This is a genomic window from Paenibacillus senegalensis JC66 (assembly GCF_000285515.1).
Lineage (GTDB): Bacteria > Bacillota > Bacilli > Paenibacillales > NBRC-103111 > Paenibacillus_L > Paenibacillus_L senegalensis.
In genome coordinates, this window is the sequence record NZ_HE610964.1 from 96,375 (window position 1) to 116,700 (window position 20,326).

The 20,326-nt window shown below is 46.1% G+C and carries 29 protein-coding genes; all 29 read right to left on the bottom strand.

The genetic code is table 11. The annotated features are described in order from the left end of the window. Positions 1-2: 2 nt before the first annotated feature. Complete coding sequence (locus tag PSHG_RS23875; protein ID WP_010278790.1) at positions 3-563, bottom strand: phage tail domain-containing protein; 561 nt, start codon at positions 561-563, stop codon at positions 3-5. Then, positions 564-5,276: a phage tail tape measure protein gene (locus PSHG_RS23880; RefSeq protein ID WP_010278794.1), complete on the bottom strand. Its 4,713-nt coding sequence runs from the start codon at positions 5,274-5,276 to the stop codon at positions 564-566. It lies immediately after the preceding gene. 11 nt (positions 5,277-5,287) lie between these two features. After that, a complete protein-coding gene (locus PSHG_RS31780) occupies positions 5,288-5,422 on the bottom strand; it encodes a hypothetical protein (protein ID WP_262362403.1) in 135 nt (44 codons plus the stop codon). Between the two features lie 43 nt (positions 5,423-5,465). After that, positions 5,466-5,825, bottom strand: a complete 360-nt coding sequence (locus tag PSHG_RS23890; protein ID WP_010278797.1) for a hypothetical protein — start codon at positions 5,823-5,825, stop codon at positions 5,466-5,468. Continuing rightward, a complete protein-coding gene (locus PSHG_RS23895) occupies positions 5,822-6,415 on the bottom strand; it encodes a major tail protein (RefSeq protein WP_010278801.1) in 594 nt (197 codons plus the stop codon). The genes PSHG_RS23890 and PSHG_RS23895 overlap by 4 nt, the downstream gene beginning before the upstream one ends. Before the next feature lie 4 nt (positions 6,416-6,419). Beyond that, positions 6,420-6,740: a hypothetical protein gene (locus tag PSHG_RS23900; protein ID WP_010278805.1), complete on the bottom strand. Its 321-nt coding sequence runs from the start codon at positions 6,738-6,740 to the stop codon at positions 6,420-6,422. A 2-nt stretch (positions 6,741-6,742) separates the two neighbouring features. Beyond that, on the bottom strand, positions 6,743-7,126 hold the full coding sequence (locus tag PSHG_RS23905) for a hypothetical protein (RefSeq protein ID WP_010278809.1): 384 nt from the start codon (positions 7,124-7,126) through the stop codon (positions 6,743-6,745). Positions 7,127-7,132: 6 nt separating this feature from the next. Beyond that, positions 7,133-7,501: a phage head closure protein gene (locus PSHG_RS23910; protein ID WP_010278812.1), complete on the bottom strand. Its 369-nt coding sequence runs from the start codon at positions 7,499-7,501 to the stop codon at positions 7,133-7,135. Further along, positions 7,488-7,778 carry a hypothetical protein gene (locus PSHG_RS23915; protein WP_010278814.1) on the bottom strand — a complete coding sequence of 97 codons (291 nt, stop codon included), beginning with the start codon at positions 7,776-7,778 and terminating at the stop codon, positions 7,488-7,490. Before PSHG_RS23915 ends, PSHG_RS23910 begins: the two co-directional genes overlap by 14 nt. Before the next feature lie 2 nt (positions 7,779-7,780). Next, positions 7,781-7,951, bottom strand: a complete 171-nt coding sequence (locus PSHG_RS23920; protein ID WP_010278817.1) for a hypothetical protein — start codon at positions 7,949-7,951, stop codon at positions 7,781-7,783. A gap of 38 nt (positions 7,952-7,989) precedes the next feature. Beyond that, positions 7,990-9,162 carry a phage major capsid family protein gene (locus PSHG_RS23925; RefSeq protein WP_010278820.1) on the bottom strand — a complete coding sequence of 391 codons (1,173 nt, stop codon included), beginning with the start codon at positions 9,160-9,162 and terminating at the stop codon, positions 7,990-7,992. Positions 9,163-9,186: 24 nt separating this feature from the next. Beyond that, a complete protein-coding gene (locus PSHG_RS23930; protein WP_010278822.1) occupies positions 9,187-9,927 on the bottom strand; it encodes a head maturation protease, ClpP-related in 741 nt (246 codons plus the stop codon). After that, the gene (locus tag PSHG_RS23935; RefSeq protein ID WP_010278826.1) at positions 9,914-11,077 is read right to left on the bottom strand and encodes a phage portal protein; all 1,164 of its coding nucleotides are present in this window, start codon (positions 11,075-11,077) and stop codon (positions 9,914-9,916) included. Before PSHG_RS23935 ends, PSHG_RS23930 begins: the two co-directional genes overlap by 14 nt. A gap of 19 nt (positions 11,078-11,096) precedes the next feature. Further along, positions 11,097-12,773, bottom strand: coding sequence for a terminase TerL endonuclease subunit (locus PSHG_RS23940; protein ID WP_010278831.1), 1,677 nt, complete (start codon positions 12,771-12,773; stop codon positions 11,097-11,099). Further along, on the bottom strand, positions 12,770-13,099 hold the full coding sequence (locus tag PSHG_RS23945) for a P27 family phage terminase small subunit (RefSeq protein WP_010278835.1): 330 nt from the start codon (positions 13,097-13,099) through the stop codon (positions 12,770-12,772). The genes PSHG_RS23940 and PSHG_RS23945 overlap by 4 nt, the downstream gene beginning before the upstream one ends. A gap of 142 nt (positions 13,100-13,241) precedes the next feature. After that, on the bottom strand, positions 13,242-13,748 hold the full coding sequence (locus PSHG_RS23950) for an NUMOD4 domain-containing protein (protein ID WP_010278839.1): 507 nt from the start codon (positions 13,746-13,748) through the stop codon (positions 13,242-13,244). Continuing rightward, a complete protein-coding gene (locus tag PSHG_RS23955; protein WP_010278843.1) occupies positions 13,732-14,073 on the bottom strand; it encodes an HNH endonuclease in 342 nt (113 codons plus the stop codon). The genes PSHG_RS23950 and PSHG_RS23955 overlap by 17 nt, the downstream gene beginning before the upstream one ends. 497 nt (positions 14,074-14,570) lie before the next feature. Next, a complete protein-coding gene (locus tag PSHG_RS23965) occupies positions 14,571-15,011 on the bottom strand; it encodes a transcriptional activator (protein ID WP_010278845.1) in 441 nt (146 codons plus the stop codon). A gap of 124 nt (positions 15,012-15,135) precedes the next feature. Next, positions 15,136-15,474, bottom strand: coding sequence for a DUF551 domain-containing protein (locus tag PSHG_RS23975; RefSeq protein ID WP_010278851.1), 339 nt, complete (start codon positions 15,472-15,474; stop codon positions 15,136-15,138). A 4-nt stretch (positions 15,475-15,478) separates the two neighbouring features. Then, positions 15,479-15,949 (bottom strand): sigma-70 family RNA polymerase sigma factor, encoded by a 471-nt coding sequence (locus PSHG_RS32050; protein ID WP_010278854.1) that lies wholly within the window; start codon positions 15,947-15,949, stop codon positions 15,479-15,481. After that, positions 15,946-16,254: a hypothetical protein gene (locus tag PSHG_RS28905; protein ID WP_010278857.1), complete on the bottom strand. Its 309-nt coding sequence runs from the start codon at positions 16,252-16,254 to the stop codon at positions 15,946-15,948. Before PSHG_RS28905 ends, PSHG_RS32050 begins: the two co-directional genes overlap by 4 nt. A 32-nt stretch (positions 16,255-16,286) precedes the next feature. After that, positions 16,287-16,640, bottom strand: coding sequence for a hypothetical protein (locus PSHG_RS23990; protein ID WP_010278860.1), 354 nt, complete (start codon positions 16,638-16,640; stop codon positions 16,287-16,289). After that, on the bottom strand, positions 16,637-17,047 hold the full coding sequence (locus tag PSHG_RS23995; protein ID WP_010278862.1) for a hypothetical protein: 411 nt from the start codon (positions 17,045-17,047) through the stop codon (positions 16,637-16,639). Before PSHG_RS23995 ends, PSHG_RS23990 begins: the two co-directional genes overlap by 4 nt. After that, positions 17,037-17,210, bottom strand: coding sequence for a hypothetical protein (locus PSHG_RS30795; RefSeq protein WP_157213494.1), 174 nt, complete (start codon positions 17,208-17,210; stop codon positions 17,037-17,039). Before PSHG_RS30795 ends, PSHG_RS23995 begins: the two co-directional genes overlap by 11 nt. Continuing rightward, entirely contained in the window at positions 17,207-17,560 is a 354-nt protein-coding gene (locus tag PSHG_RS24005; protein WP_010278864.1) for a hypothetical protein, read from the bottom strand. Before PSHG_RS24005 ends, PSHG_RS30795 begins: the two co-directional genes overlap by 4 nt. Continuing rightward, positions 17,557-18,852 carry a replicative DNA helicase gene (locus tag PSHG_RS24010; protein ID WP_010278866.1) on the bottom strand — a complete coding sequence of 432 codons (1,296 nt, stop codon included), beginning with the start codon at positions 18,850-18,852 and terminating at the stop codon, positions 17,557-17,559. Before PSHG_RS24010 ends, PSHG_RS24005 begins: the two co-directional genes overlap by 4 nt. After that, the gene (locus PSHG_RS24015; RefSeq protein WP_010278868.1) at positions 18,849-19,115 is read right to left on the bottom strand and encodes a hypothetical protein; all 267 of its coding nucleotides are present in this window, start codon (positions 19,113-19,115) and stop codon (positions 18,849-18,851) included. Before PSHG_RS24015 ends, PSHG_RS24010 begins: the two co-directional genes overlap by 4 nt. Positions 19,116-19,426: 311 nt before the next feature. Further along, positions 19,427-20,101 carry a replication protein gene (locus PSHG_RS28910; protein ID WP_010278873.1) on the bottom strand — a complete coding sequence of 225 codons (675 nt, stop codon included), beginning with the start codon at positions 20,099-20,101 and terminating at the stop codon, positions 19,427-19,429. Between the two features lie 17 nt (positions 20,102-20,118). Beyond that, on the bottom strand, positions 20,119-20,325 hold the full coding sequence (locus PSHG_RS24025; protein WP_042122770.1) for a hypothetical protein: 207 nt from the start codon (positions 20,323-20,325) through the stop codon (positions 20,119-20,121). Position 20,326 lies beyond the last annotated feature (1 nt).

Sequence of the window (20,326 nt, forward strand, 5' to 3'; positions counted from 1 at the left end):
CATCACTCCAATAAGTATTCATTTGTAATGCGAAAGTTGGTAATCGTGGTTGATCCCTGGTTAGTTAGCACAATGACCGGTTCCGTCCGGATGTTCCCGTTTGAAACTATGATCCTCTCATAAGGGCTCGTTGTCAGAGTCGTTTCAAGCAAGCTTTCCCGATTATCACGGGCATAAGGATCAAAGGCGACCAACGGCAAAGTAAACTGACCAAATCCCGCTATGCGCTCGATGGGGAGGTTTCCGGAGTACCGAACAATAAAATGTTGGCCGGGCCGGGCATCGAATCGAAGCTCCAGCTTCCGGGGTTTCCCATAGCTGTCCACCAAATGAGCAGCAAAGTTGCTTATAGCCTGCTGCAGCGTGACATAATCCTTCGTGATAAAGGCCAAGTCCAAAGAAAAAAGACGTGTACCCATGTCCGCACCAAAATCCCAAGCCCCGTTTTTACCAGGTATCGTCAAAGTTTTATCATTTGTGCCCGGCAGAATGGGACGCTGGGAGCTACCTTTCATGACAACCCCCAATTGCCGTGCTGTTTTTCCACCAAGTGTAAAGCTCAATTACAACGCCCCCTGTCCGCGCATTGATTTGACAACCGTCAAACCCAACTCTTTGCTAAGTTCCCGGAGATTGGATTCATTCTGAATTGTAAGGACTGCACCACTAAACAGGCCGTCAAAGTTAATGTGCTGAACCGTGGAGCTCCCTGCACCGGCTAACGGTGTGTCAATGCCCGGAATAGCCCGGTTGTGCAGGTCATCAACCCGACTCTTAATCCCGGCAACGGACTTTTCAAGACCGATTTCCAGACCGCGCCCAATGTCTCTCCCCCAACCTTCAGATACTTTGGATGGTGAATTAATTTGGAGCATTCCAGTGAACGTTTCCTTAATTCCTCGTCCGATCATACCAGCAGCATTGGTTACATTGGATATAGTGTTGGAGATACCATCTGCCAACCCTTGCATAATGTCAGAACCGATTTGTTTTAGGTCGATGTTGCGGAAGAAGTCCATAACGCCTTCCCAAGCCGATTTTATTCCGTCTGAAATGGATGTCATTTTGGCCTCAATGGCTTCCCGCATGCTGTTCAAGTGTTCATCGACTTTGGTTTTCATGTCCTGGTATCCGCTCTTAACGTCATTAACTGTATTGTTAACATTACGCTTGGCATCTTTCCACATTTCATCCCAGGCCGTGCCCATCTTGTTCTTGAACATGTCCCACTTACTGTAAATCTCCCCGGTTTCCCAATCCACATGATCAACGTGTTCTTTCGCCTGTTTCTTCGCTTCGGATACAACTTTTTGTTGCATATCCTCAGCTGCTGCAACCGATTCATCCCGCTGCCTTTTGGCTTCAGCTATTACCGCGTCCGCTTCCTCGGCAGATAATTGCCCAGTTTCATCCCGCTGCTGGACGGCGAAGCGAACAATATCGTTATATTGATCCTCAGCCGCCTGAATAGCCTCTTCTTTCTGACGATTGGACTGTTTGACGATTTCAGCAGCCTGCTGCGCTGATAATTCAGAAGAATCATTTTTCAATCTTTCAAGTATCGCTTTGGATTCCGTCTCATAGTCGCGGTAGATTTCAACTGCCCTGTCACGGAACGTCCGTTGGATACCGTTGATTTCCTCGTACTCATCCTTGGTAAGACCGCGCTGATCGTCAAGAGCATTGGATAGGATCTCAAATATCCGGGTTTGTCCATCTTCAACTTCCTGCCGCTCCCGTTCCTGTTTACTGATAAGATCTTGAAGCATCTCTTCTTTTCGTTCGTCAGTCAAAGTTTTATTACCATCAAGGAACTTTTCTAAGGATGCACGTTGTTCAGCGTGGGAGCTGTCCAGATTTGCTAGGATATCTTGCCCCATAGCAGCATAGGTATCAGCCAGTTCCGCAGCCATGTCCTCCGTGATTTGCACGCCGGACCAGTAAAGTTGATTCAGCTCCATCGTAGCCTTATCGTTCAACCCGACAAAGGCTTGTAGGGATTCTTCGGATAATCCGCCCATAGCCTCTGCTGTTTCACGCATGGCCGGACCAACTTGGCCCTCCAATACATCCGCAAATTCCTCAGCAGACAAGGCAGCATTGTCAAAATCAAGCGCTAATCCGGAGATTCCCCCGCCGCCTCCACCGCCTCCATCGGCAGATGAACCTTTTGCAGCGTCTTCCAGCTCCTTTAATTTGGCCTGCATACGGTCCAATTCAGCGACCTGCTTATCAATGGCCGGAGCAATATCTACGGCTTGGCTGACTGCTTCAGCAATGGACTGTTTCTCAGAGTTAAGTCCGTTTTTGAAGCTGTCGGCGAAGGATTGCCCAGCATCCTGCCATTTGGGGTTATAGGTTTCCAACAGCTTGACGATTTCGTCATTATTCTGTTCAATTAGCATTCTTCGAGCTTCCGCCTGCAAGCTTTCTGCCTGCTTCAGCTCTTCAAAATGTTTCTTGATAGATTCCTTCTCTTCGCTCAAGCCTTCCGTAAAGATTTTTACCCGCTCTTGCTCCTGCTCCTTAAGGCCGTCATAGCGTTCTTTAAGGACTTCCTTCTCTTCCTTAATAGATTCCTGGAGAGCGGCAAGGCGCTCTTTCTCCGCCTCTTTCTGAGCGTCTATTTCATCCTTAAGAGCGTCTTTCTTGGCTGTAGCTGTTTCCTTCACGGCGTCAATTTGCTCTTTTAATGCGTCTTTCTGCATCCTGCGCTGTTCCAGAAGCTGTTGGCGTTCATAATCAGCAAGCAGTTTGGTTAAATCCGCTTGAATCTTAGCTCGTTCCTCGGCTGTTTCAGCTGCCGCCATCTGTTTTTGGAGCTCGGCTACCTTAGCGTTATGTTCCTGCTCTCTCGCCGCTTTTTCTTCAGCGTCGGTCTGTCCGTCAATCGCATCGATCTGATCCTGTAAAGCCTTGATCTGTTGATAGGCCTCTTCATCTATGACTTTGAGCTTTTCTTGATATTCCTTGTCATAGATTTTCAACCTCTCATCAGAAGCTTTTTTCTCTGCGTCGTTCTGTTTGTCTAAAGATCGTTGTTTAGCTTGCAGCTCATCATCAAATTGCTTTATGACCGCATCAGATGCCTTTTTCTCAGCATCAATCCGGGAATCTATAGCGTCAGATTGGGCTTTTTCGGCTTCATCGTATTGCTTTTTCAGAGCCGTAACGATTGCGTCACCCATCCGATTTAAGGTTTCAGTGTTACGGTCAACAATTTCCTTCATGTCATCGACACTTTGCTTGTAGGTGTCAACCATTTCCTTCATGTCGTCCTTGGCCTTAGCCTTGGCTTTACTTGTGCCTTTTCCTACCCCATCGGCAATGTTATTGCCAATCGCTGCGCCTTGGGTCTGAGCAGCCTTTGCGGTGTCCTGTAATGCTGACTCTGTTCCGGACCGAAAGTTTTTAAAGCTCCCGGATGCTTTTTCCGTGGCCGCTGCCGCCTGATCTCCGAAGCTTTGAATAGCCGGCAGAGAATCCCTACTCAAAAACCGTACTAGTGCCGTAATCCCTGCTACAAGACCGGCAATAGCTGTAATGGCTAACCCAATCGGATTTGTTGCCAAGAAAACTAACGCTGTGCCCAAAGCGCGAATTGGGGATACTGCAATTGATGCGATTTTTGAGAACGTAGCAAGCGCCCCGCCTCCCTTGGTCACAACGCTAGAGACTCTATCAAATATGATAAACATTGATCCAACACTATTGACTAAGGACCCTAATACCATTAATGCAGGTCCAGCGGCTATTGCCAGTCCGCCCAAGGCTATGATTATCCCGCGAGTGCGGTCATCCAGGCCAGCAAACCATTCCGCTGCTTGAGCTACTTTTGTAATTAAAGGTTGCAGGGAATCTAGCAATTTCAGGAGAGCTGGAACAAGTGCATCGCCCAATGTTATGCCAATATCAACTAAGCGATTTTTGAAGATTTGGGCTTGGGAGGCAGTCGTTTTATACCGTTCCTCGGCCTCGTTGGTCAGTGCAACGTTTTCTTCCCAAGCTTTATTTCCAAGCTCCAAGGATTTCCGCATGACATCGCCAGCACCGGACGCCCGCAAAAGAGCATCCCGCAAACGGATTTCAGACAAGCCAAGGTCTTCAATAACCTTAAACGTATTTCCGCCTGTCTTGTTGATTTTGCCTAAGCCCTCAATAAAGGATACAATTGCCGTTGCTGCATCTTTTTCAAAGGCATTTACAAATTCCTCGGAAGTCATTCCTGCAACCTGGGCAAATCCGGCTAAGTCATCACTACCCATCGCTACAGCATTAGCAATGTTAATCATTAACTTACTAAATGCTGTTCCCCCAGCCTCTGCATTGATCCCTACAGCTGCCAAGGAGCCCGCAAAAGCTAGAATCTGCGCCTCGGTCATACCCACCGTAGCCCCGGCCCCGGCCAGCCTTAAGCCCATCTCTACTATCTCAGACTCCGTAGCCGCCAGATTGTTACCCAAGTCAACGATGGTTGCGCCAAGTCTATCAAAATCTTTCTGGTTCATTTGGGTAATCGTGGCTAGACGAGCAAGCGCCATAGCAGCGTCATCACTGCTCATGTTAGTGGCCACACCCATATCAATCATGGTCCGGGTAAAGCCTAATATGGCGTCATTTTGGATGCCAAGCTGCCCCGCGGCTTCCCCAACCCTCGCTATTTCAGTAGCAGCGGCTGGGATCTCCTTCGCCATGTCCCTCATTCCCTGCCGAAACACGGCAAATTCTTCCTCAGTTGCATCGACGGTTTTCCTGACTCCGGCAAATGCCGATTCAAAGTCCACAGATGCCTTAGTTGCTAGTCCACCCAGGGCAAGTAAAGGGGCAGTCACCGTTTTAGTCAGCGACTGCCCTACATTTTTCATTCCTTGACCAATATTTTGCATCGACTTGCCAAGCTTTTCAAAGTCGATGCGTGTTTTCCCTAGCTGTCCTTGGAGAGTCTTTAATTTATTCTCAGTATCTATAAGCTCACGTTGAAAGGCTCTATATTGGCCTTCGCTGATCTCGCCTTTCTCGAACTGTTTGTTGACTTGTTCTTGTGCGTCTCGCAGCCGATTCAAGCGCTCCTGTGTCTGCTGAACGGCATCTGCAAGCAATTGCTGCTTTTGTGCTAACAGTTCAGTATTGGACGGATCAAGCTTCAGCAGTTTTTCAACCTGTCGAAGCTCCTTCTGAATATCTCGGCTCTTTTTATCTACATCGGATAGGGCTTTAGATAACCCGGTTGTCTCCGCTCCAATGACTACGTTTATGCCGCGTATCGTCTCCGCCATATCTATTCCCCCTATCCTCCGTAGAATGCGTCAATATCGGCTTGTGTGGCTTCTTGCGGCTCGTCCTTCTCTCCTGCATAGGCATCCGCAAATTCAAAAAAGTCCCGCAGCCGGAACTCATTTAACTCATGAAAGCTAAGCTTCATTTTTTTAGCTGCTGCAAGGATTTCAATTTCAAATGATTTAGGGTTACTTCGCTTCTGCTTTCGCCGCTTTTGTTCCTCTAGCGGAACGAAAAAAGCCGTTTTCGGCTTCCTCCAAAATACCCACGAAGTTACTCAATTCGTTGAAATCAATGGATTCTAAGGAGCCCACCCACTCAAAGAAGGATGGATGTTCCCTTTGGCTACCATAAGCTTCACATTTTGCCATAGCCCAAACCAGCTGCAGGAGCAGCACCGTGTCAATCTTAGTTGGATCTTCTTTCAACGTTTGGAGACTAGTCAAATCTCCCAACAAATCAGCTTCAAATTCTTGCTTGTAATAGAGTAGCGCAAGCGGAGCTGCTTTAATTCTTACGGTCTGTTCTCCGATTTTGATTTCTCTCAATCTTCTTCACCGCCATTTCCCCCGATAGTAGGAACATAAACAGAATCAAAAAAGCTGTTGTAAGCTGCTGCATTCGTGTCGCTGAGCTCCAAATCACCTTTTACGACTCGGATTCCCTCAATTTCAGTTGGCGAAACGGTTAAATTAAGCACATCTGTTGCCACTTCAACAGATTCGCCTTTAGTGGTTCTTTCTTTTGCTGGTCGGCTAGCTTGGCAATCGTAATATACAAATCTACGGTTACGCTTATCACCTTGTACTTGTCCAAGCAAAGCGAATTTCCTTGGAATTGCATCCGATATTTCAACCAACATGCCGTTGTCGTCAATAACCCATCCCAACATTTCGGCTTGAACTTCATCAGGTACTAAAGCCATTTCCAATTCGCCTGTATATCCGTTGTTTGCAGTAATAGTAAAATAGGCATTATTATCAGCATAAAAAGTGCTTGATTCTCCTACGGCAGTAGGTGTCCAACGTACAGCGCCGGGAATCGGAATTGGCGTTTCCCATGTTGGCGTGTTGCCGCTCTCGTCCAAAAATGCAATATGAACACGTTCCAGACCAAAAGTTACTTTATTTTGAGACATTTGTTCATCCTCCTATAAGTTGAATTTCATACATGATTTGAAATAATCCTTCGCCTTCAATCCAGGTTCCAGACTTGCGATAAGGCAACTTGAGTTCTTTTAATTTGTCTTGCACGGCTTTTTCAGCCGTTAAATCCTTGATTGCCGTGTACAATTCGATCTGAAAATTACTGATCTCGGCATAATTCATGTTGTCAGCCTGCAAATCGTTGTTATACGCAAACAAATACACAAGATACGGAGGGGGTGGGGAAGATTTAAAATGTGAATAAGCAACCGGATACCCGATTGCTCTTAATTCCTGCAGAAGCTCTGTTTGTGTCATATTCACCCTCCGTTCCGGATGATTTCCCGGACTCGCCTATCAAATTCAGCGACCGCCCGATCTGCTGCAGGTCGAATATGAGGCTTCCCTGCAACACGCCCGCCGCCACGCTTGACATGACCTTTTTCCAGCAAATGTGTGAGCCACGGTTTGGTTTTGTTGTAAGTGACATAACTAATGACTCCACCTGCCCCGAACTTTTTTCGTGTCCATCCGCTCGCGTATACACCCGTTTTTCTTGGGGAGTCGTTACGGATTTCCCTGTTCATCGCTCTTGACGATTTGTCCGCTTGCTTTTCAATTCCGGCTGTTACATCTTCTGTATACTCTTTGACTGCGTTTGTAATCTCTGCTGCTAGGCTGTCTATGCTTATCGTTTTAGCCATAACCAATCACTGCCTCCCCTGAGTAATGATGGTGAAGGTTTTGTTTAGTTCATCGTCATTGATCGGGGGAGCGACAACGTCATACATGTTTTCTTTATACTCAATCTGGATGTTGGTCTTATGTTCATCAAAGAGCCGTTCCAGCCGTTTGGAATATTGAACTACAAAGCGGACTGTTTTTTCAGTTTGAGTTTGTGCAGCTGCAATGTATTCTGATCCTTTAACCGTTTTGACCATCGACCACAATTTCATGATTTCACCAAACGTTTCGATCTCGTTGCCGATCTCGTCCTGTGTAACCGTTGGCCCCCATATCCCAATACGCTTGTTAAACCTTCCGCTGTTGCTATTAGCGTTATACTTATTCGGTTTCATCGGGTTCACCCTCTAACGCCTTGCTGATATTGAGATTATTAAGCTGCGTCAAAAAGTTCGTATAGAAATACTCCAGCGCATCGTTATAAGCGTACCGGGACCGTTCAAAGACCAGTTCCTTAAATACTTCGTCGGTAATTTCGTAATCACCACAAATCCGCCTTAAATCACTGTACGAAGCCTTGAGGATGCGTTCCAGGTTGCCGTCTTCTTCATCGTCCAAGTGCATCCTGGTCATAAATTCAGCTACGATTTGCGGCGTAATTGCTTCAACCATGATCATTCACCGCTTTCAATGTAAACCTGACCATACTGGTTATTTGTGGACGATAGCTGTTTAATGCGCTTTTTCGTGATTTTTAGACCCTCAGCAGGGTAAACGTCCCCAACCTCGTAGACACGGCCGTCTTGGTCCCGGAATCTGCGTACTACCTTATAGGATTCGGACATTTTCCTCCCCCTCTCTGAAAAGAAAGAAGAAACCCCTATTAAGGAGTTTCTTCGTCATCTCCACCTGGCCCGTTGGTACTGAATTGGATATTCAAGTCATACAACAGAGCTGCCTTGTTATCTTTAGGTTTACCGTTGGCAAATTGCTTGATGGTGTACAACATGGCATCTTCAATAGCCAGCGTCTGGTCGAACCTATTGGCTTTGTATCCACCAGCCAAGATAGCAAGGTATTCGCCTTGCACGAAGAACAGCGCCTTGCCAACGGGAATTTCTTCCGACTCGACAACGCGAATGTTATAAGGAAGAGCCGTTACCCACTGACCATTCGCTGTTTGGATCGTGTTCCGGAATTGAACGCTGATTGCATCCACCGGATTGACGACCATAACCACTTTGTTTAGTACCTTGCGGGATTTGCCCTCTGCGTCAGTGGACAACGCTTTGATTACGTCATGCAGCTCACCGGCTACTACTTCGCCAAATTGGGAAGGCGCGAATGTCAGCGTACCGGAGGAAGTTTTGTCGGTTACCGCTCCGTTAAGTGCTACGTCCTTTGTTAAGCCGATTGGCTCACTTTGAGCAGGTCCACGACCATTAACTAAACCATACTCCAGACCAACACTGTATGACTCCACCAGCAACGTGCGGACATATCGTTCCACCCACTCTGGTCCAAGCTCCAGCATGTCTTTAGGGATTACGGCAAACGCGGTCAATTTAAGCTGCCCAATTTGCTCTTCGCGGAATGCCGCGCTAACTTGTCCTTTGATCGGACCAAACAGGTTACCCCAGGCAAACGTTTTGTTCGCATCAGAGTAAATGAATCTCGTCACTGCCCCAAGGTCTTGCAAACCGATTGCGTCCAGCAACGGATGAGCTGCAACCAAATCTTCAAATACCCGGTTTTGCGTAGTTACAGGAAGGATCGAATCATCGTCAAAGCCCCCAAATTCAATGACTTCGTTGAAGTATTTCTTTTCCTCCGATGTGAGGACGTTTTGACCGCGGGAAGAGAGAATTTGACTGTCAATGTTTTCGTTACGAACATGGGCTGTGATTTTCTCGGTCAGATCCGTAACAAGAGCATCTTGCATTTCATTCCAAGCTTCCGCCTGGACTTTAGCGTCAGCGCCTTCTCTTACCAGCTCCATGTATGCGGCTTTTTTAACCTCGAAGTTTTCCATCTTGCCTTTCAATTTCATCGTCATGATTAGACCTCCGTTATTTTGGAATTAAAAAAAGAACCTTGTCGCAGGAGCTGCCGGGGCAGGATCTGGTTCAGGTTCCTTCTTGTTTTTTAACTGCTGTATTTCGTTATGTGCATCCGCCAGCTGGGTGCGAAGCGCAGCAATTTCATTTTCCTTCTCGTCATCACTATTGCCGGCTACTGCATTAGCGAATCCGATATCAACCGCTTTTTGTGCGCTGTACCATGTTTCAGCATCCACCGCTGCTCGGATATCCTCGCGGCTCACCTTGGCCTTGGTCATGTAGATGTCAATAATGCCTTCTTCCAACTCGTCCAATACATCGGCTTCCTTGCGCATCTGTGTCTTGGTTCCCCATACGATGTTACTAGCCTCGTGAATCATGACCATGGATCCTAGACCCATAATCAGTTCATCGGCTGCCATAGCGATGACTGAGGCCGCAGAGCACGCCCAGCCGTCAACGTGGATGGTTACCTTTCCCTTATGCTTTTTAAGCCGGTTATAAATGGCGATTCCGTCAAAAGCATCTCCACCAGGAGAGTTAAGATGAATTAATAAGTCTCCTTTTGCATCTTTCAGGATGTCATCAATCTCGGACGCTGATACTGATTCCCGCCAAGCGTAGCCGATCACACCATAAATCGTAATTTCAGTAACATCGTCCGCCTCGTTATAACGGGACTCTAGTTTACGATCAATCTTTTCCAACTGCGGCAAGTAGGCTTGATTCTTGAATGTCTTTAAAAAATCAAGTTTTGTCATTTTGCTCACTCTCTTCGTCACCCCCTTCCGTTGAGCTAGCAGCACCCTGATAGTTTTTCGTCATCACGTAATCATCCAAAGCTGGATTGTCCACTGGCTCATCCCCCAATTTGATCCTAATTTCATTGCCGTTGTAAACGCCGGATGCTCTAAGCTTGTCTACTGCATTCGCCAGCTCCAGCGGGTTCGATTCAATGACACCGTGAATGCTGATTCGCTTGCCTCGCATGTAGTCCGATTTCGAAATCAGTTTGGCGTTCAGCTCGTCGCGAATCTTTTTTAGCAACGGAGCTGCACAAAACTTGTTATACGCCTTAATCGCTGTTTCATACTCCGACATATCTCCATGGATCAAGGTGCTAGGAATACCAATGATATTAGCCACTTCGTTCGTTATGTCCCGCTTTAGTTTCGTAAGCTCGTCAATGGACTTGCCGTTATTTGATCCATTGTTTACTTCGTCATACTCAAAGCCTTTGAGTTTGGGGACCAGAGCAATGACATTTTTTTTGAAGGAAGTAAAGAGCTTATCAATAAATTCCTGCAACCGGGTGCGCTGCTTATCATCAAGGGACTGTGTCGAGTCAACTCCAATCGTTCCCCTAATCTGATTACTCAACTTCTGTGTTTCCAGCATCCGGGAATACAGAGATGAATAATCCTCAAACATGCCATTCAGAAACCGTGTGAGTTTTTCGTTGTTATACGTCAGGTGAATGACTTCGTCCATTTGAAATGTGCGTTTGAATGTATAGTCCTTGACTGTAACGTCTTTGAAGATGTCGGGGTAAACGGCGTACTCCACCCGACTGAAACTATCAGCAATCAGCAAGTCATTACGATCCGATAAGATGACCAAGACCTCATTGTCATATATCAACCGGTAAACCAACTGTTGCCAAAACTCTGCTGCTGACTGGTCAGTATTTGGCCGCACATTCAGCAGATAGTTCCAGTCATCATTTATCCGCTTGTTATCCTCGACAATCCTAAAGTCACTCAAGCTGATTGTCCGCCCTATAAAATTGATGCACGTTTCTAACGCCATTTTTTTGAGATAAGGCCGACTAGATAAATCATCAAACAAATCAAAATCAAATAAGCTTTCAAGCTCTCGGTTTCGTCGGAGTATACTATCCAAAAATCCCATTCCGTTTTCCTCACCCCCTTTAGAAGTTCAAGGCATCTAGTGCATCCAGCGCATCATCAATGCTGCCTTCGCTCAATTCCTCGATGCGGTACAGTCCGCATACCAATGCTTGGAAGCCGTCTGTCTTCCTACGGATCGGCTCTTTTTTGCCGTATACCTTATTGCCGTCCTTTTTGATGGTTACAAGGACGTTATTGGTGTACCAGCGCATCAAAGGATTATCTCCCCATACAAACATGCCCTTGGAAAAATACATTTCCACGCGGGGAGCCAAGAGCCCGTGAATCGCTTCCGGCCTGCGAATGACTTCGACCTCAAACCCGACAGCTTCAAGCATCGGCTTGAGCATTTCCATGCGATAGTTATCACCTATAATTTTCTTGATGTTGTACTTGATCCGCTGGGTTATAAACCAGTTGACGATATGCTCCAGGTTGATCATTTCCTCCTGCAGCACCGTCAGCAGACCTTTAGATTCCCACTCCTTGATTGGCGCGAATTTTTCCTTGTCGTCAACGTTGCGCCGGGAATAGCCGTAATACTTGTCAACAAACTCCTTGCGCGTGAAGGAGTGGGTTATGAACGGAACCTTGCCGTCATGTTTAAATACCAGGCCGACCGATGCAAAGTCTCTGATCTGCGCGAAGTCCAAGCAGCCAATACATTCTTGACCTTCAAGGTCCGGCAGCGGCTGATTGGTTCCTGCAATTTCTTCCCACTTCGCAACCGACCTTTCCAAGTCCGTCAGTGGCAAGTTCATCCGCTTGGTCATGAATTCCTCGCGGTTGGACGGATCGTCTATTAAGTCCTCGTACTCTTCCTGGATTGTCTCGTATAGGCCTTGAGCATATTCGTTTCGGGGCTCACTCAACATTGGATTGGCCTTTTCCCAATTGGCCGGATCGTCAATTTCTTCTTCCTTGTCCAACTTGCAAATGAAAGGGAACATCGAATTGGCTCTTGCGCTACCTTCAAGGACTTTTCGGGCCCGCTCTTTCATCTTGTCAAGAAATCCATCCCGGACGTAACCATCTGTGCCGATGTAAAATTCCCTTGGTGGCTGCCGCTTACCAAGTCCAGATATATGGACCCTCACGTTTTGGTTATCTTCAAAGTAATGAATCTCGTCAAAGACAACAGCACCATCCCGCAATCCGTCTTTCGTGTTCCCGTTAGACGTCCGAAACTTGAAAATACTGTTCGTCTTTTTACTCAGGACCTGGGTAGCTGTCGCTTTGAAATGTTTCTGCAATGTCGGGTACAGCTTAACAACCTCGCCAACCTCTTCGACAGACGTTTTTGCCTGTTCCTCGGAGTTAGCAATGACGGATATGTTGTACCCTCTCACTCCATGCAGCTCGCTGGTTAGAAAATGGCTGATAACAGAGATTAGACCGTTTTTCCCGCCACCCCTGCCCAGCATCCAGAGATAGCGCCGGTAAAACAATTTGCGTGATCCTGTATAAAATAAAAAAACGAAAGCAATCAAGAACTTTTGAAACGGCTGAAGTGGAAAATACCACTTCTCCGCAAACTTGATACAGTTCTCAATCATTTCGTCATCAAAATATAGATCGTCACGGGACAGCACATCCCGTTCCAAATATTCAATTAGCAGCTCTCGTTCTCTGTTAAACTTGATTTCGCCCTTGCGGTAAAGAGCGATATATTCATCAACGTATTTCTGGTGGATCATACCAATTCACTTTTGTCATGATAAACTGGCCGCTTTATTTCCGCTTTTGGCACATTCAAGTTTAACGCCTCGAGAATCTTGAGCATACGGTCATTGGTCTTGTGGAGGTCGGTAATGGAGGGGTTCGATTTCGGCCCATGCATCCCCGATACCTTAGTCCCGTTGTCTCGAATGTCGTCAAACAACTCATTTTTTAAATCCCACAGCTCCAAGTAATCCTGCACCAGGTCGGCATGGTATTTGGCGATTGTACCGCTTGCCTTAAGTTGCTTTTTAAGGTCCCGCTCGATTTGTTTTCTCAATTTTTCCCTTTCAGACTCGTGCAATCGACTCCCTCCCCTCCATAAAACAGGTTTACATTAATTCCCAATTAACTATAAACGCGCGAAAACGCGAAAAAATTCGGCAGTTGACTCCCCCCGCCGGTGCCCAGCCTAGAAGATTCCTTAAAACCTTAGAGTGGGGGGGTCAGCCTGAGATTACCAATTGAAGTTTTACCTTGGACAATATATCTTGATAGCAGGTTTTATACTTGATTGAGTTAGCGACATTCTCTGTTATTTTATATTTGCGCATGACTTCATAAAGTTTTAAATGTTCGATCCAAAAGTCATGATAGATTTTAATCACAGTGGCCTCGTCAAGTCTCGGCTTCAAACCATTTTCAATAGCATGCTTCGTATTCTCTTTAGGCGTAACCCACTCTAAATTATCAACATGATTATTGAGTTTGTTTCCATCCTTATGGTTTATTTCAGGTTTGTTGCTTGGGTTTGAAATAAAATAAAGCCCAACCAATCGGTGGACTTTGTAATTTCTCTTATTCAATTTCACCCTTAAATATTTGTTATCATGAAGCTCTGGAACTTTTATTCTTTTAGTTTCTATGTGCCTAACGTTTCCGCGATTTGATATTTCATAATTGTGTCCTTCGATTGGTTTCCATATCTCCATACCCTCAATCCCACCTTTCATCTGCTGCCCACTTGTTCACATTCGGAACAAAAACTCTTCCATGCTTTACGTTGTGGCAGCTAACGCATAATGTTTCAAGATTATCTATTTCCAAAGCTAGCTCCGGATGATCTTCCAATTCTTTTATGTGATCCACGACCAAAGCAATTTTCTTTCGCTTGGCTGTCTCGCTGTATTCGTTCGTGTCGATGGAGACCAGTCCATTACGCTTGCACTCCTGACATTCATGGTTGTCACGATCCTTTACTTCTTCTCGGAGTTGCTTCCAAGCTTGGCTGTCGTAAAACTTTCGTTTCTGCTCAAGCGTTCGGTATTGTGGATTCACCGTCTAATAACTCCTGTCCGCTTGTCCTTCCGCTCCCTGCTGATTCCCCAGGCTATTCCATGTCTATAACTGATCCAACCGGCAAAGTGTTTTTTATGCTTCATAGTTGCCTCCAAGCAAATCAAAAAGCCCACCCCTTAAGGAGTGAGCCTTGGTAGTCCCCCAATGCTACTGAGCTAAGCGGAGCTTAACCGTTAACGCATCATCAGGGATATATAAGCACGGCAGCTTATCCGCCCTTGCGGCACTGTCATGCGGGTACAGGTGCGTTTACGCTGCCGACCGATATATACCGATCCTTGCAGCGACCTGCAATTACTGCCCTTGTCTACTTGGCACGGCTGCCTTTTGAGCTTACAGGGCGTTGACGCTGCAGCCTGATAATCAACCCAAACGGCTGATGTTGTGACTGCAGCGGCGTTAACTTATTACTTGCGACACTATCATAATATCATGACCGAAACCGCGAAAACGGTCAACTTTCAGTCAACTTTTTTTTACCATCCAAGAATATCGACAATATCCCGGACGAATTTGCTACGCCACCGCCTGTACGTGCTTTCGCTGATGCTCAATTCTTTGCATATTCCAACAGTGGTCAGGTGCTGCGGCTTTGTCCAATATTTAGCCTGGATTAGCTCTTGCTTGACCTCTGGAAGCCGGTTATAGACTTCCTCTATCGCATCAACCACACGTTCCATGTGTATGAGCTTAGAATGACTCGCCAGTGATATTCCGGCTCTTGCTGTCGGATCTCCTGGCAAGTTGCTGCGGCTGCCGCCTGTATTCTCTTCCGGTTCCTTGTAAGGATTAAGTATTTGAGACCTCAACCGCTCAATTTCTCGTTTACGGTATGGATAGGCATATAACTCAGACTCTACATGCCTGAATGCGTCTCGCTGCAATTGAGCTACATCGGATTTTGTATGTTTAGTCATCTTCCCGCCCCCTATAACTTATCTATCAATTTATCCAATAGTCTCAATATCGTTGGGAATGAGATTAGTACCGCTATACCCAATAGAATCAAGAAGCAGCCACAACCCCCGCCGATTCCTTCCCTCATTCCTGTTCGGCCTCCTTCGGTGGCTCCGGTAGCGGCATCCAGTGCGTGATTCCCGGATAGGCCGCAAAACCCAGCATATCGGTAAACGCCCTTACCTCGCCGCCAATAAACCTTGTTGTAAAAATGCCGGCCTGCTGCGTATAAGTGAGGTAATATCCCTCTTGCTCCGGCAAACGATCCTTGACGCTTACCCAGTTGTCTTGTCTCTCCCTAAACCACTTCAGCAACTGCTCTTTCTCCTTGATGAGTTGTTGTAGCATCTCAATTTCGCAGCCAATGCACTTGCTGTAGATAATTGCTGGATTTTCTTGATGTTTTTTGCAAACTTTACTCATCCCCTCACAACCTCCCCGTAACTTGTTTTAGCTTCTTCCTAGCTCGATTCATGAATGTGGATACAGAGCCTTTTCTCACTCCCAGTAATTCAGCTATTTGGGAGTAAGGAAGCCCTTCCCCATGGTGCATGATATAACAATCCCGCTCCCGATCTGACAAATGGGAGAGTGCAGCTTTGATGCGGGCCTGCTGTTCCGGGGTGACAGAGTTATAATTGACCCTTCCACGGGCAAACCAGTTAATCTTCTCAGGTTCAAGCAACACTTCCCTTTGTTGCCTGGATCGCCGCTCTATACCTCTCCTTGGCCCTGGCTGTCTTCCTGTCCCAAGCCATTCTGCAACAAATTCACAACTGCCTATCATTTCGCTTAATATCCTACGCCGTTTCTTATCTTCTTCCGCTTGCCGCGCTTGTTCTAGTTGCCTGATAACTTGCTTGTAAGGCGGCAGCAAGTCAGCTGCCGCGCTCTTCATTCCGCTATATCCGCTCTATAGAAGTTCCCGTACTGGTCACGCTCTGGTAGACGCGTTCTAACGTCTTGGAAATTACCAGTTGCAAGCCGCACTTTCAACGATTGTCCGCAGTTATGACAGTTGATCGTTTCTGCGTCTAACGGAATGTAATGGTTTCCCTTGTTCTTGCAGTTTTCATTCTTGCACCAGTATTTGCAACGGTAATGCGGGACGCCGTTCTTGTACTTGATCCCTGTTTCGTACCAATCCGGTTTAGGTTCTTCATTGGCTACCTTCTCAACCGCTTCTTGCATAGCTTCAGCCATGCTAGATATTGGACTTCTTTCTCCGTTGATTGCTAGAGCTTTGTAAGGGGCCGCTGTCGTTTCACCATGGCCGATAGTTCTAATTGCTTCTTGTAGCTCAACTTTCTTTTTTCTTCGAGTTTTTTCATCAGGGCTACGGACTCCCTTTGGTCAACTTCCAGCGGCTTTTGATTATTGGGCAGTTCAATCGGCTTAACCTTATCGAAGAAGCCCTTATATGCCTGTCCCGCCTTCTGGTAAGTCTCCAACATGTCCCGAACCTCTTGATTTACCCCGAATATTCCAAATATCCCACCAATAATGGCGATCTTTTGGGTTTTGTCCGCCTGCATTTCTAATTCTGCTTTTCGGATCCCGTCCTCTATGAATACTTTTACTGTTGTCATTGTGCATACTCCCTCTCTTTGGCTTTGTTAAATGATTCAACCATGTCCGTCCGCACCCGCGGCGTATATCGCCTATTCCGCTGCTGCCCGCGGATAATCTCTATTTCCGCATGGGCTGCCTTTAAATCGCTGATAAACTTTTGACTGCGGTTTAATACAGTGACCAGCGGTAGCAGTTCCTCAATCTGGTTCTTGGCCTTCCTTCGCCTTACTCTGGCATCTTTTAATTCAACTGCCATCCGATACCCTTCCGATGCATTGAAGCGCGTAAGCTCCAGAGCGTGCTCTAGATCAATGATTTCCTGCTCAGAGTATGTTTGCTCCTCCTGGGCTTGTTCCAGCGCTTCACGGACCGCATAGATAGCATCAAGCATGTCCGAAACGATTTTCAAGGGGTCAGTAACCAAGGCGCTCCCTCTCTTTCCGCTGATATTCTAAGACTTCTCTCACTAATCGGTTGTACTTTTCCATAGCCGGCTTGTACTTTGCGTCTGTGGGAGATAGGTTTTCGATAAATTCAGCTCCGCGGACAATCCGGCCTAGTTTATCCAGATACTCATCTTCGGTCATCGTTCCCACTCCCGTTCTTTATAGGTTTCAGTTAGCTCTTGTAAGCCTTCCTCGTAGTGCCTCAACCGCCTGAAATCAAATGGGGTAACGCTGCCCGCCTCCAAAAGTTTTCTGGCCTTAACCGCCCGCTTTAGCGTTTGGTCATATTCCTGATCGTCTTTTATGTCCTCTACAGGTATTTTTCCGTTCCGCAGCAGGTGGTCAAATTGGTTCTCCGACAGGTTGTCTACAATTTCGTCCAAATGATCGATCAAAAAGTCCTCGAAGTCTGTCGATATGACCCCGCCCTTTGCGGCTATACGAGCAGCTTCACGAATCAGTTCTTTGTACTCTTCTTTTGGATCCGTCATCCTCGAACCTCGGTTATATACATTTTGGCTTTGTTAAAGCTGATCCATAGGTGCTTATCTTTAGAACCGCGCCGCGCTTTGTAAGGCTCTAATTTGTGCGTAGCCCCGTATGGCGCATTATTGACCTCTTCCCGGGTTAATGGTTCCAGGAACAAAACCCCGTCCGCTTCGTTCGCCATAGCTCTTGCTCCCTGAAGCTTCCCCTCTTCGTTCAACTGCGCCACCAGGATTACGCATGTATCCAACTGCTGAGCAAGCCGTTTGCACTCCTTGGCGATATCACGTAAGATTTGCCATTCCTGTTTTCCCTTGCTGTTATCCAACTCCATACGCCCCACGTAATCAATGACCAGTAGATCTAGTTTTCCGTACTTGGTTTTAAACTGTCTTGCAAGTCCGCGGCTGCGTTCAGGGGTAAGCATCGGCAATTCTGAAATGAATACTCTGGACTTGGCGTAATTCTCAAAGGCTTGTCTTACAAGCGTTCGGTCAAATGAATCCAGACTACCGGAATCGATGCCTGCATAACTTTTTCCCGTCATTTGAGCAACGAAACGATTCACTATATCGATTTCTTTCATTTCCGTGTTCTGGTAGAACGTCCGGTAACTTTGATGGATGCTAGCATGTCGGACTATATTTTGTGCAAGAGTTGTTTTCCCTTCGCCTGTCTTAGCGGCCAGTATAATCAGGTCTCCGCCCCTTAATCCTCTAAACATGTCATCCAATCCCGGGAAACCGTCTGTTACCGGCATTCCTCCGGATGGAACCGGACGGGAAAGCTTTATTCCGTGAATCGTTTCTCCGCTCTTAACCCGCCTTTCAAACTCTTCAGCGGCTTTCCTGCCCGCTTCTTCAGGGGTTACAATTCGTTCTGTTCCTTCCTGCACACTTGCGCCCATAATCTTACTTTCCACAATCTCGGTAATCTCGCTTAGTGGCCGGTTGGAGTTTGCGATTTCTGATATCTCCTGAGCAGCTTCAAAGTACAACCGCTTCACGTATATTTCGTGTAACTGCTTATACCAGTAGGGGAATGAATCTGCTGATACAATGGATTGCCGCAACGCTTTAAACAGATCCATGTGCACCGTTTCTCTAAGAGCTTTATATACCATGTTGTAAGTGACTTGACCGTTACTAGACAGCCTCTGTATCTCTCGAAACACTTCTTTGTGCTGGTCACCGTTGAAATGCTGCTCCGTCAACAAGGACAATCCCTCATATAGGCTCTTTTCGTCCTTAAGCATTCCAGCAAGGACATTTATTTCCACATCATAATCCACGATCATGACTGTTCAGCCTCCCACACCGGAGGTTCAATAGGCTCTAGCGCATCCGGGTTAAATTCTTCTCTCGCCCTAACGATCAGGTCATAAGGAGTGGGAAGGTAGCGACTTCCCTTGAAATAATCGGTCAAGTGCCGATCCGCTTCTTCATAGCTCATATCTCCTAGAATCCTCTGCCATGTAGCAGCTGCGCTCTTGGTAGGCTGGTATGAAGGGATAACATCGTTAATCGTTGCAAGCAGCTTTGCTGCCTCCTTGATGTTCATAGGTCAGTCCTCCTCAAATGAGTTTATAAATGATTCCCGGTCAAACTCTTGTTGCTTCGACCTCTTCCAGGACATTTCAGGAACCGTTTCGTAATCCAAATATCGTTCCTTGTTTAAAAAAGTTGATGGATGTAAAATGAACCGCTCTTCTTCCACATTTCGTTCACAGTGAATGGCGTAATTTTTAGCACACTGAATGAGCAAATTTGGATCAACTTTTTTCTTGATCAAACGATCCCAAATACCCTTCGCTTCTTTCTTCCGAACACGCCTTGGATATACACTCCAAAATGAATCGAAAACGCACGTATTTATTTCTTTTTTAATCTTTTTATTTTTAAACCTTTTTTAGAGAGCCGCAAAGCCTTGCCCCGTAAGCGTTTAGGAAGGGTCAAACTTCCCTTTTCAGTAAGTCCGACTTCCCTTTTCAGTAAGTTTTTATTTTCTAAACTTCCCTTTTCAGTAAGTTTTTGATTTTTACAAACTTCCTGTTTTGGTAAGTTTTCATCTTCTGAAAAGTTACTGTTTTGGTAATTTTTTTTGCCTGAATTCACACCCTCATAACTTCCTGTTTCAGTAACTTTTTCCTCGCTTTTTCTGACTGTCTTTTTGCTCTTTTTTGCTTGGGATAAATTGAGGTGAAGAAGCTCTCTAAATCGTTCTTGGTCCCATTGACTAACTGGCGATAGATCCCATTCGTCATATTTCTTGTTAAACTGGTAATTCTTTTGTTCCTTGTCAAAAAGGATCACCTTGGAATCTATCAAATGCTCCAATTCTGCCTTAATGTGGCCTTGTCTAATACCGCAAAGCTCAAAGTCCTTCTGCTTTGGAATGTGGGCAACTTTACGGTTACACCCGTAGGAGAGCCGCCAGATAAACATTAGAATGTCCTTCTGGCGCTTGGTGAAATTCCTGCGGATAACCTCGTCCCAAATCTCGTTTGCTATGCCTACGTATCCATGTTCTTTTTGAGGGTTTACCATCCGCGGAATCACCTCAATTAGGATGTTTCTTTAATGGCTTCAGTTAATTTTTGGGTGAAATCCATCAGCTCATAAATCTGTTCAAGCTCCTGTTTCATTAACAAGTAGATGGTAAGCCGTTTATACCGATCGTCTTCTAAGTCTTCCATTTCGGTAATACCGTCTTGCAAAAAAACCATGCGTTCTACTAACTCATTAAATTTGATGTTAATAATTTCTTCCAAT

Bases quoted from the DNA above. Each gene is read 5' to 3' on its own strand.
- PSHG_RS23920 (WP_010278817.1), bottom strand. From the start codon at position 7,951: ATGTCCGAATCCTATAAGGTAGTACGCAGATTCCGGGACCAAGACGGC.
- PSHG_RS30795 (WP_157213494.1), bottom strand. From the start codon at position 17,210: ATGACCGAAGATGAGTATCTGGATAAACTAGGCCGGATTGTCCGCGGA.
- PSHG_RS28905 (WP_010278857.1), bottom strand. From the start codon at position 16,254: ATGGCTGAAGCTATGCAAGAAGCGGTTGAGAAGGTAGCCAATGAAGAA.
- PSHG_RS24005 (WP_010278864.1), bottom strand. From the start codon at position 17,560: ATGACGGATCCAAAAGAAGAGTACAAAGAACTGATTCGTGAAGCTGCT.
- PSHG_RS23950 (WP_010278839.1), bottom strand. From the start codon at position 13,748: ATGAAAGGTGGGATTGAGGGTATGGAGATATGGAAACCAATCGAAGGA.
- PSHG_RS23935 (WP_010278826.1), bottom strand. From the start codon at position 11,077: ATGGGATTTTTGGATAGTATACTCCGACGAAACCGAGAGCTTGAAAGC.
- PSHG_RS23910 (WP_010278812.1), bottom strand. From the start codon at position 7,501: ATGAAACCGAATAAGTATAACGCTAATAGCAACAGCGGAAGGTTTAAC.
- PSHG_RS23965 (WP_010278845.1), bottom strand. From the start codon at position 15,011: ATGACTAAACATACAAAATCCGATGTAGCTCAATTGCAGCGAGACGCA.
- PSHG_RS28910 (WP_010278873.1), bottom strand. From the start codon at position 20,101: ATGGTAAACCCTCAAAAAGAACATGGATACGTAGGCATAGCAAACGAG.
- PSHG_RS23990 (WP_010278860.1), bottom strand. From the start codon at position 16,640: ATGACAACAGTAAAAGTATTCATAGAGGACGGGATCCGAAAAGCAGAA.
- PSHG_RS23900 (WP_010278805.1), bottom strand. From the start codon at position 6,740: ATGACACAAACAGAGCTTCTGCAGGAATTAAGAGCAATCGGGTATCCG.
- PSHG_RS23925 (WP_010278820.1), bottom strand. From the start codon at position 9,162: ATGACGATGAAATTGAAAGGCAAGATGGAAAACTTCGAGGTTAAAAAA.
- PSHG_RS23880 (WP_010278794.1), bottom strand. From the start codon at position 5,276: ATGGCGGAGACGATACGCGGCATAAACGTAGTCATTGGAGCGGAGACA.
- PSHG_RS24015 (WP_010278868.1), bottom strand. From the start codon at position 19,115: ATGAACATCAAGGAGGCAGCAAAGCTGCTTGCAACGATTAACGATGTT.
- PSHG_RS23975 (WP_010278851.1), bottom strand. From the start codon at position 15,474: ATGAGTAAAGTTTGCAAAAAACATCAAGAAAATCCAGCAATTATCTAC.
- PSHG_RS32050 (WP_010278854.1), bottom strand. From the start codon at position 15,949: ATGAAGAGCGCGGCAGCTGACTTGCTGCCGCCTTACAAGCAAGTTATC.
- PSHG_RS24010 (WP_010278866.1), bottom strand. From the start codon at position 18,852: ATGATCGTGGATTATGATGTGGAAATAAATGTCCTTGCTGGAATGCTT.
- PSHG_RS31780 (WP_262362403.1), bottom strand. From the start codon at position 5,422: ATGAAGCTTAGCTTTCATGAGTTAAATGAGTTCCGGCTGCGGGACTTT.
- PSHG_RS23940 (WP_010278831.1), bottom strand. From the start codon at position 12,773: ATGATCCACCAGAAATACGTTGATGAATATATCGCTCTTTACCGCAAG.
- PSHG_RS23895 (WP_010278801.1), bottom strand. From the start codon at position 6,415: ATGTCTCAAAATAAAGTAACTTTTGGTCTGGAACGTGTTCATATTGCA.
- PSHG_RS23905 (WP_010278809.1), bottom strand. From the start codon at position 7,126: ATGGCTAAAACGATAAGCATAGACAGCCTAGCAGCAGAGATTACAAAC.
- PSHG_RS23915 (WP_010278814.1), bottom strand. From the start codon at position 7,778: ATGGTTGAAGCAATTACGCCGCAAATCGTAGCTGAATTTATGACCAGG.
- PSHG_RS23930 (WP_010278822.1), bottom strand. From the start codon at position 9,927: ATGACAAAACTTGATTTTTTAAAGACATTCAAGAATCAAGCCTACTTG.